A 14,068-nucleotide genomic window follows, 5' to 3' on the forward strand; every position below is an offset into this window, starting at 1 on the left:
CGCGCCGAAGCTGACCAGACAGTCGCCGCTTCGTCGTCGTCCTCTTCGGGGGAGACGGGCGGAGGGGAGGAAAGTCCGGGCTCCATAGGGCAGGGTGCCAGGTAACGCCTGGGGGGGAAACCCACGACCAGTGCAACAGAGAGCAAACCGCCGATGGCCCACGCAAGTGGGATCAGGTAAGGGTGAAAGGGTGCGGTAAGAGCGCACCGCGCGGCTGGTAACAGTCCGTGGCACGGTAAACTCCACCCGGAGCAAGGCCAAATAGGGGTTCATAAGGTACGGCCCGTACTGAACCCGGGTAGGCTGCTTGAGCCAGTGAGCGATTGCTGGCCTAGATGAATGACTGTCCACGACAGAACCCGGCTTATCGGTCAGCTTCAACTTTTAAGAAAACCCCGCCTCGGCGGGGTTTTTGCTTTTGCAGCATGGACAAGCCGTTTACACCATTATCCTGCAGGTCGATTTACGGGCAGGCGTTGCAAACGCACTACATTAATTCTTTGCGAATCTATTTTTTATTTCTGCTTATTTCCGTATCGGGATTCCTCTATTAGAGAGAGATGTATCGAGGGAGATTTCTGATTTTGTGATGGCTAACACAAAACGCTACCTTTGGTAATTTTTGATAGAGAAAACGAACGCAATCGATCGCTATCACAAAATTAGTTGCTGATAAACTGCGCAAAAACCGTGTTAATATATTGTTGCGCATGATAATTGATTGTATGAATAAGTTTAAATATCAATAAATGCAATGTTTCTTTACAAACATATGGGGCAAAAAAATGTGACCCATAACATTATTTAACCACAATTATGATATAAATATAATTATATTTGATAAGTTACTCATTAAATTTAAGCGTAATTCAGCCCGATAAATACTCTGTAATTGCTTGAAATATAGCCTTTCACGATCTTTTGAAATATCTAAGAAACCTGGTGTGTTATTGCCATAAATTTTTGTTATCCCCCCATCTTTTTTTGATTAAAATCAGGTTAAAGTGAGATCGCGTTTTTGTATTGCATTGATTAATAAGTGATTAATAGATTTATAATAATCTTACAAAATGTAAGTGAAGGGGATTTGTGAGTGGTCGCACATATCCTTGTTCACTTAATTTGGTACACTCCCTGCCGTCAACAAAGTAATTAACGCAGGTCGATATGAATACTATTACTCTCCCTAAAACACAGCACTTAGTGGTCTTTCAGGAAGTCATTAGAAGTGGTTCTATCGGCTCAGCTGCAAAAGAATTAGGATTAACTCAACCTGCTGTCAGTAAAATCATTAATGATGTTGAGGCTTATTTTGGTATTGAGTTAGTGGTTCGTAAAAATACAGGTGTTACGTTGACTCAGGCTGGTCAGGTGATGCTCTCGTGGTCTGAATCCATTACCCGTGAAATGAAAAACATGGTGGATGAGATGAACAGCATGACGGGCAATGCAGTTGTTGATGTGTCGTTTGGCTTTCCTTCACTGATTGCCTTTACCATCATGTCTGGCATGATTAAGAAGTTTAAAGAGGTGTTCCCGAAAGCGCAGGTTTCCATGTATGAGGCTCAGCTATCCTCATTCTTACCAGCGGTTCGTGACGGGCGACTGGATTTCGCTATTGGTACACTGAGTGATGAGATGAAACTACACGATCTACATGTGGAGCCGCTCTTTGAGTCAGAGTTCGTTCTGGTAGCCAGTAACTCCCGAACATGCACCGGCATCACCACGCTGAAAGCGTTGAAAAACGAACAGTGGGTGTTGCCACAAACGAATATGGGGTACTACAGCGAACTTCTTACCACGTTACAAAAAAATGGCATCAGCAGTGAAAACATCGTTAAAACAGACTCCGTCGTCACGATTTATAATCTTGTTCTCAATGCTGATTTCTTAACAGTAATTCCCTGCGATATGACCACTCCATTTGGTTCAAACCAGTTTATTACTATTCCGGTAGAAGAATCCTTACCGGTTGCGCGTTATGCCGCCGTTTGGTCTAAAAATTATCGAATAAAAAAAGCAGCATCAATTTTGGTTGAATTAGCCAAAGAATATTCATCTTACAATTCTCATAGACGAAAGCAGTTAATTGAAATTGATTAATGATTGAATTTGTTTAATACGGAATTAACGCCATCTGTCTATATCAGACGTTGGTAACGGCTATCTATTTACTTTAATACCCAGGTAAGAGGTTCTAATGCACATTACATACGATCTCCCAGTTGCAATTGAAGATATCCTCGAAGCGAAAAAAAGACTGGCGGGGAAAATTTATAAAACGGGAATGCCTCGCTCTAACTATTTTAGTGAACGTTGCAAAGGGGAAATTTTCCTCAAGTTTGAAAATATGCAGCGTACTGGCTCATTTAAAATCCGTGGTGCTTTTAATAAGCTCAGTTCATTAACAGAGGCGGAAAGACTGAAAGGTGTGGTGGCTTGCTCCGCAGGTAACCATGCGCAAGGGGTGTCTCTCTCCTGCGCAATGCTCGGTATCGATGGCAAAGTAGTGATGCCAAAAGGTGCGCCGAAGTCTAAAGTGGCTGCAACCTGCGATTACTCAGCAGAAGTTGTGCTGCACGGCGACAACTTCAACGACACTATCGCGAAGGTAAGCGAGATTGTAGAGACTGAAGGCCGTATCTTTATTCCTCCTTATGATGATCCGAAAGTGATTGCCGGTCAGGGCACCATTGGCCTGGAAATTCTGGAAGATCTGTACGATGTCGATAACGTGATTGTACCAATTGGCGGCGGTGGTCTGATTGCTGGTATTGCTGTAGCAATTAAATCCATCAACCCGACAATTAAAATTATTGGCGTACAGTCTGAAAACGTTCACGGCATGGCGGCATCTTTCCACGCTGGAGAAATAACCACGCATCGAACGACCGGCACCCTGGCGGATGGTTGTGACGTTTCCCGCCCGGGTAATTTGACTTATGAAATCGTTCGTGAATTGGTAGATGACATTGTCCTCGTCAGCGAAGATGAAATTCGCAACAGTATGGTGGCATTAATTCAGCGAAATAAAGTTGTGACTGAAGGTGCCGGTGCTCTGGCATGTGCAGCATTATTAAGCGGGAAATTAGATAGCTATATCCAGAATAGAAAAACAGTCAGCATTATTTCTGGTGGTAATATCGATCTTTCTCGTGTATCCCAAATTACTGGTTTAGTTGACGCTTAATATTTTCGTTGAGGATAGGATATGAGTACTACTGATAGCATTGTATCCAGCCAGACAAAACAATCGTCCTGGCGCAAATCGGACACCACCTGGACACTGGGTTTATTTGGTACAGCCATCGGCGCCGGGGTGCTGTTCTTCCCTATCCGCGCAGGTTTTGGCGGGCTGATCCCCATTCTGTTAATGTTGGTGTTAGCGTACCCCATCGCGTTCTATTGCCACCGTGCACTGGCACGCCTGTGTCTTTCCGGCTCTAATCCTTCCGGTAACATCACAGAAACGGTTGAAGAGCACTTTGGTAAAACAGGTGGCGTGGTTATCACGTTCCTCTACTTCTTTGCGATTTGCCCACTGTTGTGGATTTATGGCGTCACCATTACCAACACCTTTATGACCTTCTGGGAAAACCAGTTGCAGATGCCAGCGCTTAACCGTGGCTTCGTGGCACTGTTCCTGCTGCTGTTGATGGCATTCGTCATCTATTTTGGTAAAGATTTGATGGTTAAAGTGATGAGCTTCCTGGTATGGCCATTTATTGCCAGCCTGGTGCTTATCTCTCTGTCCCTGATCCCTTACTGGAACTCAGCGGTTATCGATCAGGTGGATCTCAGTAATATAGCGCTGACCGGGCATGACGGTATTCTGGTCACTGTATGGCTGGGTATTTCCATCATGGTGTTCTCCTTCAACTTCTCGCCGATTGTCTCTTCCTTCGTAGTTTCTAAACGTGAAGAGTATGAGAAAGATTTTGGTCGTGAATTTACCGAGCAGAAATGTTCAAAAATCATCTCCCGCGCCAGTATGTTGATGGTTGCGGTGGTGATGTTCTTCGCCTTCAGCTGCCTGTTTACCCTCTCTCCGGCTAATATGGCTGAAGCGAAAGCGCAGAACATTCCGGTACTTTCTTACCTGGCGAACCACTTTGCTTCACTGTCCGGCACGAAATCGACTTTCGCAACCATTCTGGAATACGGTGCTTCTATTATCGCACTGGTTGCCATCTTCAAATCTTTCTTCGGCCACTATCTGGGCACGCTGGAAGGTCTGAACGGTCTGGTACTGAAGTTTGGTTACAAAGGCGATAAAACCAAAGTTTCAATGGGCAAGCTCAACACCATCAGCATGATCTTCATCATGGGTTCCACCTGGGTCGTGGCTTATGCCAACCCGAATATCCTGGACCTGATTGAAGCGATGGGCGCGCCAATTATCGCCTCACTGCTCTGCCTGCTGCCGATGTACGCCATCCGTAAAGCGCCGTCACTGGCAAAATACCGTGGCCGTCTGGATAACGTGTTTGTTACCGTGATTGGTTTGCTGACCATCCTGAACATTGTCTACAAACTGTTTTAATCCTTAAGCTCAGGATGAGCGGAGTAGTGAAATGAATGAGTTTCCGGTAGTACTGGTTATTAACTGCGGTTCATCTTCAATAAAATTCTCAGTGCTGGATGCAGCTAACTGTGATGTTTTAATGGCGGGAATTGCGGACGGTATTAATTCTGAAAATGCGTTCATAGCAATTAATGGAGGAGAGCCAGCTAAGCTGGCTCACCACAGCTACGAAGATGCATTAAAAGCAATTGCAGTTGAACTGGAGAAACGTAATTTAATGGACAGCGTGGCCTTAATTGGCCACCGCATTGCCCACGGCGGAAGTATCTTTACGCAGTCAGCAATAATTACTGATGAAGTTATCGATAATATTCGCCAGGTATCACCTTTAGCACCGTTACATAATTATGCGAACCTGAGCGGGATTGAATCCGCGCAACATCTTTTCCCGGGAGTGCAGCAGGTTGCTGTATTTGATACCAGCTTCCACCAGACGATGGCACCTGAAGCCTATCTGTACGGTTTACCGTGGAAATACTTTGAGGAGTTGGGGGTTCGTCGTTATGGTTTTCATGGCACCTCGCACCGCTATGTTTCTCAGCGCGCACATGAGCTTCTCGGCCTCCAGAATGATGATTCTGGTTTAGTGATCGCTCACCTAGGTAATGGCGCTTCCATATGTGCGGTCCGGAATGGGCAAAGCGTTGATACCTCAATGGGTATGACGCCGCTGGAAGGTCTGATGATGGGGACGCGCAGCGGTGATGTGGATTTTGGTGCGATGGCATGGATTGCGAGTGAAACCAACCAGACACTGAGCGACCTTGAGCGCGTGGTCAATAAAGAGTCTGGCTTACTGGGTATTTCCGGTTTGTCTTCTGACTTACGTACGCTGGAGAAAGCCTGGCACGAAGGACACGAGCGTGCGCAGTTGGCAATTAAGACGTTTGTACATCGTATTGCACGTCATATCGCCGGGCATGCCGCATCGCTTCATCGTCTTGATGGGATTATTTTCACCGGTGGAATTGGTGAAAACTCGGTCTTAATTCGCCGTATGGTAATTGAACATCTGGCCGTATTCGGAGTGAATATCGACAGCGATATGAATAGCCTGCCTAATTCCCACGGTGAGCGAATTATTTCAGGTAAAGATGCCCGAGCTATTTGCGCTGTTATTCCAACGAATGAAGAGAAAATGATTGCACTCGATGCCATTAATTTAGGCAAAGTTAACGCACCAGTGGAATTTGCATAATTAATTTTCAGTAGAGAGATTATTTTTCATGAAGGTAAATATCGATACCAGCGATATGCTGTATGCCGAAGCATGGCTTGGCTTTAAAGGTACGGACTGGAAAGAAGAAATTAATGTCCGTGATTTTATTCAGCATAACTATACGCCTTATGAAGGGGATGAATCTTTCCTCGCCGAAGCGACGCCAGCGACCACAGCATTGTGGGAAAAAGTGATGGCGGGCATCCGTATTGAAAACTCGACGCATGCGCCGGTTGATTTCGATACCAACATTGCAACAACGATTACCGCACACGATGCGGGTTATATCGAACAAGAACTGGAAAAGATCGTTGGTCTGCAAACGGATAAGCCGCTCAAGCGTGCCCTGCATCCGTTTGGCGGCATTAACATGATCAAAAGCTCTTTTGATGCCTATGGTCGTGAGATGGACGCGGATTTTGAATACCAGTTTACTGAGCTGCGAAAAACCCATAACCAGGGTGTATTCGACGCTTACTCCCCGGATATGCTGCGCTGCCGTAAGTCTGGTGTATTAACCGGTCTGCCGGACGGTTATGGTCGTGGCCGCATCATCGGTGACTATCGCCGCGTCGCACTGTACGGGATCCGCTATCTGGTGCGTGAACGTGAATTGCAATTTGCCGATCTCCAGTCGAATCTGGAGTGGGGGCAGAATCTGGAAGCTACGATTCGCCTGCGTGAAGAGCTGTCTGAACATCGTCGTGCACTGCTGCAAATGCAGGAAATGGCGGCGAAATACGGTTGCGATATTTCCCGTCCGGCGCGTAATGCGCAGGAAGCTGTGCAGTGGGTCTACTTTGCTTATCTGGCAGCGGTGAAATCTCAGAACGGCGGCGCAATGTCTTTGGGCCGTACCGCATCGTTCCTCGATATTTATATTGAGCGCGACTTCAAAGCCGGGATCTTAACCGAGCAGCAGGCTCAGGAACTGATCGACCACTTCATTATGAAGATCCGCATGGTGCGTTTCCTGCGTACACCGGAATTCGACACCCTGTTCTCGGGCGATCCTATCTGGGCAACGGAAGTCATTGGTGGTATGGGGCTGGATGGTCGTACGCTGGTCACGAAAAACTCCTTCCGCTACCTGCATACACTGCACACTATGGGGCCAGCACCTGAGCCGAACCTGACGGTACTGTGGTCTGAAGCTCTGCCGATTGCGTTCAAAAAATATGCTGCACAGGTCTCTATCGTCACTTCATCTTTACAGTATGAAAACGACGATCTGATGCGTGCTGACTTTGACAGCGATGACTATGCCATCGCCTGCTGTGTCAGCCCGATGGTTATCGGCAAGCAAATGCAGTTCTTTGGTGCACGTGCCAACCTCGCCAAAACGCTGCTGTACGCAATCAACGGCGGTGTGGATGAGAAGCTGAAAATCCAGGTGGGTCCGAAAACGGCTCCGCTGATGGATGATGTGCTGGATTACGACACGGTGATGGAGAGCCTGGACCACTTTATGGACTGGCTGGCAGTGCAGTACATCAGTGCGCTGAACATCATTCACTATATGCACGACAAGTACAGCTACGAAGCCTCACTGATGGCGCTGCACGATCGTGATGTCTATCGCACGATGGCATGTGGCATGGCGGGTCTTTCCGTCGCGGCGGACTCCCTGTCGGCTATCAAATATGCGCGAGTGAAACCGATCCGTGATGAGAGCGGTCTGGCAGTCGATTTCGAAATTGAAGGCGACTATCCGCAGTACGGTAACAATGATGAGCGCGTAGACAGTATTGCCTGCGATTTGGTTGAACGCTTTATGAAGAAAATTAAAGTGTTACCGACCTATCGTAACGCGGTACCGACGCAGTCTATTCTGACCATCACCTCCAACGTGGTGTACGGACAGAAAACCGGCAACACGCCGGACGGACGTCGCGCAGGTACTCCGTTTGCACCAGGGGCAAACCCGATGCACGGTCGCGATCGCAAAGGTGCCGTTGCGTCGTTAACCTCAGTTGCCAAACTGCCATTTACCTATGCCAAAGATGGTATCTCGTACACCTTCTCCATTGTGCCGGCGGCGCTGGGCAAAGAGGATAGCGTACGTAAAACCAACCTGGTCGGTCTGTTGGACGGTTACTTCCATCATGAAGCGCATGTCGAAGGCGGGCAGCACCTGAACGTTAACGTCATGAACCGCGAAATGCTGATGGATGCGATTGAGCACCCGGAAAACTATCCGAACCTAACGATCCGCGTGTCTGGCTATGCGGTGCGCTTTAATGCGCTCACCCGTGAGCAGCAGCAGGATGTTATTTCACGTACTTTCACCCAGGCGCTTTAACGCCGGAGGGGCTATGAGAAAAATTATTGCAACTGAATGTGCGCCAGGGGCCATAGGGCCTTACGTGCAGGGTGTGGATCTGGGCAGCATGGTGCTGACCTCAGGTCAGATCCCGGTGTGTCCACAAACGGGTGAAGTGGCAGAAAACGTGGCCGATCAGGCGCGTCAGAGCCTGGAAAACGTTAAAGCGATCGTGGAGTCTGCGGGTTTGAAAGTGGGCGATATCGTGAAGACCACCGTATTTGTTGCTGATCTGAATGACTTCGCCACGATTAACCAGGTGTATCAGCAGTTCTTTGATGAGCATAAAGCAATCTACCCAACGCGCAGTTGCGTGCAGGTTGCTCGCTTGCCGAAGGATGTGAAGCTGGAGATTGAAGCCATCGCCGTACGTGGCGACACGTTGTAATCCCCCCCGCGGGGCGATCGTCAGGATCGCCCCAATCCTGTAATGAGTGTGAAACCTGGTCTTCACTGAACGGCAATCCGAGGGTGTGGATATGATTAGCGCATTCGATATTTTTAAGATTGGCATTGGACCTTCCAGCTCCCATACCGTGGGACCAATGAATGCAGGTAAACGTTTTATCGACCAACTGGTCAGTACCGGAGAATTACCTCAGACCACGCGCATTGTCGTCGATCTTTATGGTTCGCTTTCCCTGACCGGAAAAGGCCATGCGACCGATGTCGCCATCATGATGGGGCTGGCAGGTAACAGCCCGCAGAGCGTGAATATTGACGCAATTGCTGGTTTTATTCAGGAAGTGACCCGCTCCGGACGTTTGCCGGTTGCCGGGGGTACACATGTGGTCGATTTCCCTCCAGAGAGCAACATTCTTTTCCATACAGAAACGCTACCACGTCATGAAAATGGAATGCGGATTACTGCATGGAATGGCGAAGAGAAGTTGTTAAGTAAAACCTATTACTCCGTTGGCGGTGGTTTTATTGTTGAAGAGGAACATTTTGGCCTGGCGCACGATACCGAGGCGCATGTGCCGTACAACTTCCATTCCGCCAGCGAATTGCTGAAGCTGTGCGAGAGAAACGGGCTTTCTGTTTCCGGCCTGATGATGCAAAACGAACTGGCGATGCGCAGTAAAGAAGAGATTGATGCGGGCTTCGCTCAAATCTGGGACGTCATGCATGCCGGTATAGAGCGTGGCATGAACACTGAAGGCGTCCTGCCTGGTCCTCTTAACGTTCCACGTCGCGCTGTGGCGTTACGCCGTTTGCTGGTTTCCAGCGATAACCTGTCCAGCGATCCGATGAACGTCATCGACTGGATCAACATGTTCGCTCTGGCGGTGAGCGAAGAAAATGCGGCCGGGTGTCGGGTCGTTACCGCACCGACGAACGGCGCATGTGGGATTATCCCCGCGGTGCTGGCCTATTACGACAAGTTCCGTCGCCCGGTGAATGCGAATTCAATTGCTCGTTATTTACTGGCCGCAGGGGCGATAGGTGCGCTTTATAAGATGAATGCGTCTATTTCTGGTGCTGAAGTGGGCTGCCAGGGAGAGATTGGTGTGGCGTGTTCAATGGCAGCAGCCGGGCTGACTGAATTGCTTGGCGGCAGCCCATCACAGGTCTGTATTGCCGCTGAAATCGCGATGGAACATAACCTCGGGCTCACCTGTGATCCGGTGGCGGGGCAGGTACAAATTCCATGTATTGAACGTAACGCGATCAACGCTGTAAAAGCCGTAAACGCCGCGCGTATGGCGCTGCGTCGCACGTCTGAGCCACGTGTATCACTCGATAAAGTTATCGAGACGATGTACGAAACCGGTAAAGACATGAACGATAAATACCGTGAAACTTCTCGTGGCGGTCTGGCGATCAAAGTGGTTTGTACCTGAGGTGATAGCTGTGCCTGATGCTACGCTCATCAGGCCTGCGGTTTACGCGCGCTTGTGACTTTTGTCGATCAGATAAGGCGCAAGCGCCGCCATCCGACGGTGAATTAATCAAAATGGCATGATAAAAAAGGTGCACTTAGGTGCACCTTTTTTGTTGTGATCTGCTTCAAAAATAGAAACTCAATTCTTAATTTTCCTATAAAAGAGAAAATATTTCTTAACTTTTAGAAATTACAGGGGCTTGTTTGTGAAGTTTTTCTCTGACCCTGCGCGTATGATTTCTTCATTCAAACAACTCGCCTGCATCTCATGTACTGCGTATCGCCTTGAGGCAGTACGACAAAAATAAAAAAACCTCTACCTACACATTGAGCGAGAAATTATGGAAACGGCAACGAATAATAGCGTAATACTCGATGCATCCGCTCCGGCGCGTCGGGCTGGCATGACCGAAAGCGAATGGCGGGAAGCCATTAAGTTCGACAGTACGGATACTGGCTGGGTCATTATGAGTATTGGAATGGCGATTGGTGCGGGGATTGTTTTTCTTCCCGTTCAGGTGGGCCTGATGGGGTTATGGGTTTTCCTGTTATCCTCTGTTATCGGCTACCCCGCCATGTATTTGTTCCAGCGTTTGTTTATCAATACGCTGGCTGAGTCTCCTGAGTGTAAAGATTACCCGAGCGTCATTAGCGGCTATTTAGGCAAAAACTGGGGCATCCTGTTAGGTGCTCTGTATTTTGTGATGCTGGTTATCTGGATGTTCGTTTATTCCACCGCCATTACTAACGATAGCGCCTCATATCTGCACACGTTTGGCGTTACAGAAGGTCTACTGTCTGACAGCCCGTTCTATGGTCTGGTGCTGATTTGCATTCTTGTTGCCATCTCGTCACGCGGCGAAAAAATGTTGTTTAAAATCTCCACCGGTATGGTGTTAACCAAACTGCTGGTGGTGGCGGCGTTGGGCGTTTCGATGGTCGGGATGTGGCATCTTCACAACATTGGCGCGCTGCCGCCGATGGCGCTGTTGATTAAAAACGCGATTATCACACTGCCATTCACCTTGACCTCAATTCTGTTTATTCAAACCTTAAGCCCGATGGTTATTTCGTACCGTTCTCGTGAAAAATCCATTGAGGTCGCACGTCATAAAGCCCTTCGCGCTATGAATATCGCGTTCGGTATTTTGTTTGTCACCGTCTTTTTCTACGCAGTTTCTTTCACTTTAGCAATGGGTCACGACGAAGCAGTTAAAGCGTATGAGCAGAATATTTCCGCTCTGGCGATTGCCGCGCAGTTTATCAGCGGGGATGGCGCTGGTTGGGTGAAAATCGTCAGCGTAATTCTGAATATCTTCGCCGTTATGACCGCTTTCTTTGGCGTTTACTTAGGCTTCCGTGAAGCGACCCAGGGTATCGTGATGAACGTACTGCGCCGCAAAATGCCGGCCGAAAAGATCAATGAAACACTCGTTCAGCGCGGCATCATGGTATTCGCCATCTTACTGGCCTGGAGTGCGATTGTGCTCAATGCGCCGGTACTGAGCTTCACTTCTATTTGTAGCCCAATCTTCGGCATGGTGGGTTGTTTGATTCCGGCCTGGCTGGTCTACAAGGTTCCTGCACTACACAAATATAAAGGCGCATCTCTGTATCTGATTATTATCACAGGTCTGCTGTTGTGCGTTTCTCCGTTCCTGGCATTTTCTTGAGTTATCTGAGCAAAGGTCGTTGTTATGTTTGAGACTACATTGAATCCAATATGGGATAGTTTTATCCGCGCGGTGCAGGAAGAGGTTAAACCTGCACTGGGTTGCACCGAACCTATCTCTCTGGCTCTGGCCGCAGCGGTGGCATCCTCTGAACTGAGCGGCGCGGTTGAACGCATTGATGCCTGGGTATCACCGAACCTGATGAAAAACGGTATGGGCGTCACCGTGCCGGGTACCGGAATGGTAGGTCTGCCCGTCGCGGCTGCACTGGGTGCGCTGGGGGGAAATGCTCGCGCAGGTTTAGAAGTGCTGAAAGATGCATCCGCTGAAGCCATTACGGATGCAAAAGCCATGCTGGAGGCCGGGAAGGTTGCGGTGATGCTGCAGCAACCTTGCGAGGATATTCTCTTTTCGTGCGCTAAGGTTTATAGCAGTGAAGGGTGGGCGTGCGTCACCATTGTAGGCGGTCACACTAACATTGTGCACATTGAGACTAACAACGGCGTGGTGTTTACCAAAGAAGAGTTGGCGCAGGACGACGAGCAGATATCACCGCTGGCAGTGTTATCCCATACTTCGCTGGAAGAGATTTTAGCGTTTGTGAATGCGGTACCGTTTGAGTCGATTCGCTTTATTCTGGATGCGGCAAAATTGAACGGTGCACTGTCCCAGGAAGGATTACGCGGAACCTGGGGATTGCACATCGGTGCCACACTTGAGAAGCAGTGTGCTCGTGGTTTGCTGGCAAACGACCTTTCAACCGCCATTCTGATCCGTACCAGTGCGGCATCGGATGCGCGTATGGGGGGGGCGACACTGCCTGCGATGAGCAATTCAGGATCTGGTAATCAGGGCATTACCGCCACGGTACCGGTAATGGTGGTTGCTGAACACTTTGGTGCCGATGATGAAAAACTGGCGCGGGCGTTGATGCTGTCACACCTGAGCGCGATTTACATTCATCATCAGCTTCCACGCTTGTCGGCTTTGTGCGCGGCGACCACTGCGGCGATGGGCGCGGCGGCAGGTATGGCATGGCTGGTAGACGGTCGTTACAACACTATCGCGATGGCTATCAGTAGCATGATTGGCGATGTAAGCGGGATGATTTGCGATGGCGCTTCAAACAGCTGCGCGATGAAGGTCTCTACCAGTGCGTCTGCGGCGTGGAAGGCGGTACTCATGGCCCTGGATGATACAGCCGTGACCGGTAACGAAGGGATTGTGGCGCATAACGTGGAGCAATCTATTTCGAATCTGTGTGCGCTGGCATGTCGTTCGATGCAGGAAACCGACAAGCAGATCATAGAGATTATGGCCAGTAAAGCGCATTAACTACCCGGCCGGATAAGGTGCGTTAGCGTCGGTATCCGGCAAGGTGATCCTGTATCAGATGCCGCCTTATCAGGCGGCATCTTCCTCTTCCAGCCGGATCTCGGCATCGGCAACAATCGCTTCCAGTTCAGTCAGCATTTCTTCGTAGCCGAAAGTGACCGTTTCCTGTGGTTTGGGCTCTACTTTCGTTTGCCGTTTTTTTGACGATTTTTTGCTCATAGCCGCACTCCCTTGTTTTCCCTGACTATACGGGCAAATCTATCAGCAAAGCGCGTAATGGCGTATCGGCAACCAACGTTATGTTAGCTTCGTCACGAATAAATGCGCCATCGCCACAGGTCAGTGCTTCTTTCTCCGCTCCAGACGTTAACGCATGGAAAGTACCGTGGATTGACTGCAAATAGGCCCGTGGTCCATGTAACTGAAAACTTAGCGATTCACCTTTTTGCAGTTCAACATGGTGTACCCATACCTGCTGGCGAAGATGCAGGCTGCCTTGCTCACCGTCCGGGGATGCAATTAACTGATGTTTACCTGCGCTCAGCGTAGTTTTCTGTACACAAGCATTTTCCCGCTGTGGGCAGGCATCCAGCCACAGCTGCATTCTGGTTAATGGCTTATCTTTGCTGAGATTGTGCTCGCTGTAGCTTATTCCTGGCTGCGTGGCGAGCAGTAAGACTTCACCGGCTTTAGCCTGAATATGGTTGCCTTCGCTGTCGCGATATTCAGCTTCCCCTTCGAGGATCAGGTTTACGATATCAACCTTCGGATAGGTACGTGGCTGGAAAGAGGCTCCCGGTGCCAGAACTTCCTGGTTCAGAACACGCAGTGAGGCATAACCCAGCAGTTTAGGATCAAAATAGTGTCCAAAGGAGAAGGTATAACGGGCCTGCAGCCAGCCGTAGTCTGCTTGTCCGCACTGTTTGGCTGTTCGGGTAGTAATCATAGTTCTTGACCTCTCTTTACTTCCTTTTATGTTAAATGGCTAGACGCTGCATTGTTAGCCAGATATTCTGCCCGGTATGTTCAAATTTCCTGAATGAGA

11 protein-coding genes and 1 other RNA gene are annotated in these 14,068 nt (G+C 49.0%); 10 read left to right on the top strand and 2 right to left on the bottom strand.

What is annotated here, in order from left to right:
• Positions 1–6: 6 nt before the first annotated feature.
• The 10 genes from rnpB to LG384_RS20470 all read left to right on the top strand — a co-directional run bounded on the left by rnpB (position 7) and on the right by LG384_RS20470 (position 13,023).
• An RNA gene (gene rnpB, locus LG384_RS20425) (RNase P RNA component class A) lies at positions 7–383 on the top strand.
• 784 nt (positions 384–1,167) lie between these two features.
• The gene (tdcA, locus tag LG384_RS20430) at positions 1,168–2,106 is read left to right on the top strand and encodes a transcriptional regulator TdcA (RefSeq protein ID WP_045447923.1); all 939 of its coding nucleotides are present in this window, start codon (positions 1,168–1,170) and stop codon (positions 2,104–2,106) included.
• Positions 2,107–2,203: 97 nt separating this feature from the next.
• Positions 2,204–3,193 carry a bifunctional threonine ammonia-lyase/L-serine ammonia-lyase TdcB gene (gene tdcB, locus LG384_RS20435; protein WP_045447921.1) on the top strand — a complete coding sequence of 330 codons (990 nt, stop codon included), beginning with the start codon at positions 2,204–2,206 and terminating at the stop codon, positions 3,191–3,193.
• Between the two features lie 21 nt (positions 3,194–3,214).
• Positions 3,215–4,546 carry a threonine/serine transporter TdcC gene (gene tdcC, locus LG384_RS20440; RefSeq protein WP_045447919.1) on the top strand — a complete coding sequence of 444 codons (1,332 nt, stop codon included), beginning with the start codon at positions 3,215–3,217 and terminating at the stop codon, positions 4,544–4,546.
• Positions 4,547–4,577: 31 nt separating this feature from the next.
• A complete protein-coding gene (gene tdcD, locus LG384_RS20445) occupies positions 4,578–5,786 on the top strand; it encodes a propionate kinase (RefSeq protein WP_045447917.1) in 1,209 nt (402 codons plus the stop codon).
• Positions 5,787–5,814: 28 nt separating this feature from the next.
• Positions 5,815–8,109, top strand: a complete 2,295-nt coding sequence (gene pflB / locus LG384_RS20450) for a formate C-acetyltransferase (RefSeq protein ID WP_045447914.1) — start codon at positions 5,815–5,817, stop codon at positions 8,107–8,109.
• 13 nt (positions 8,110–8,122) lie between these two features.
• On the top strand, positions 8,123–8,518 hold the full coding sequence (locus LG384_RS20455) for an enamine/imine deaminase (RefSeq protein WP_045447911.1): 396 nt from the start codon (positions 8,123–8,125) through the stop codon (positions 8,516–8,518).
• Positions 8,519–8,609: 91 nt separating this feature from the next.
• The gene (gene tdcG / locus LG384_RS20460; protein WP_048220503.1) at positions 8,610–9,974 is read left to right on the top strand and encodes an L-serine ammonia-lyase; all 1,365 of its coding nucleotides are present in this window, start codon (positions 8,610–8,612) and stop codon (positions 9,972–9,974) included.
• A 382-nt stretch (positions 9,975–10,356) separates the two neighbouring features.
• Positions 10,357–11,688 carry an amino acid permease gene (locus LG384_RS20465; protein ID WP_048220504.1) on the top strand — a complete coding sequence of 444 codons (1,332 nt, stop codon included), beginning with the start codon at positions 10,357–10,359 and terminating at the stop codon, positions 11,686–11,688.
• 24 nt (positions 11,689–11,712) lie between these two features.
• Entirely contained in the window at positions 11,713–13,023 is a 1,311-nt protein-coding gene (locus LG384_RS20470) for a serine dehydratase subunit alpha family protein (RefSeq protein WP_225761429.1), read from the top strand.
• A 69-nt stretch (positions 13,024–13,092) separates the two neighbouring features.
• Here the strand turns inward: LG384_RS20470 and LG384_RS20475 are convergent, their stop codons facing one another.
• Together LG384_RS20475 and LG384_RS20480 are read right to left on the bottom strand one after the other, a co-directional pair.
• Positions 13,093–13,242, bottom strand: a complete 150-nt coding sequence (locus LG384_RS20475) for a hypothetical protein (RefSeq protein ID WP_136345234.1) — start codon at positions 13,240–13,242, stop codon at positions 13,093–13,095.
• 25 nt (positions 13,243–13,267) lie between these two features.
• Positions 13,268–13,969, bottom strand: a complete 702-nt coding sequence (locus LG384_RS20480) for a pirin family protein (RefSeq protein WP_045447899.1) — start codon at positions 13,967–13,969, stop codon at positions 13,268–13,270.
• Positions 13,970–14,068: the final 99 nt, after the last annotated feature.

Source organism: Citrobacter sp. Marseille-Q3906 (genome assembly GCF_916618775.1).
In the GTDB taxonomy this organism is placed as follows: domain Bacteria; phylum Pseudomonadota; class Gammaproteobacteria; order Enterobacterales; family Enterobacteriaceae; genus Citrobacter; species Citrobacter murliniae.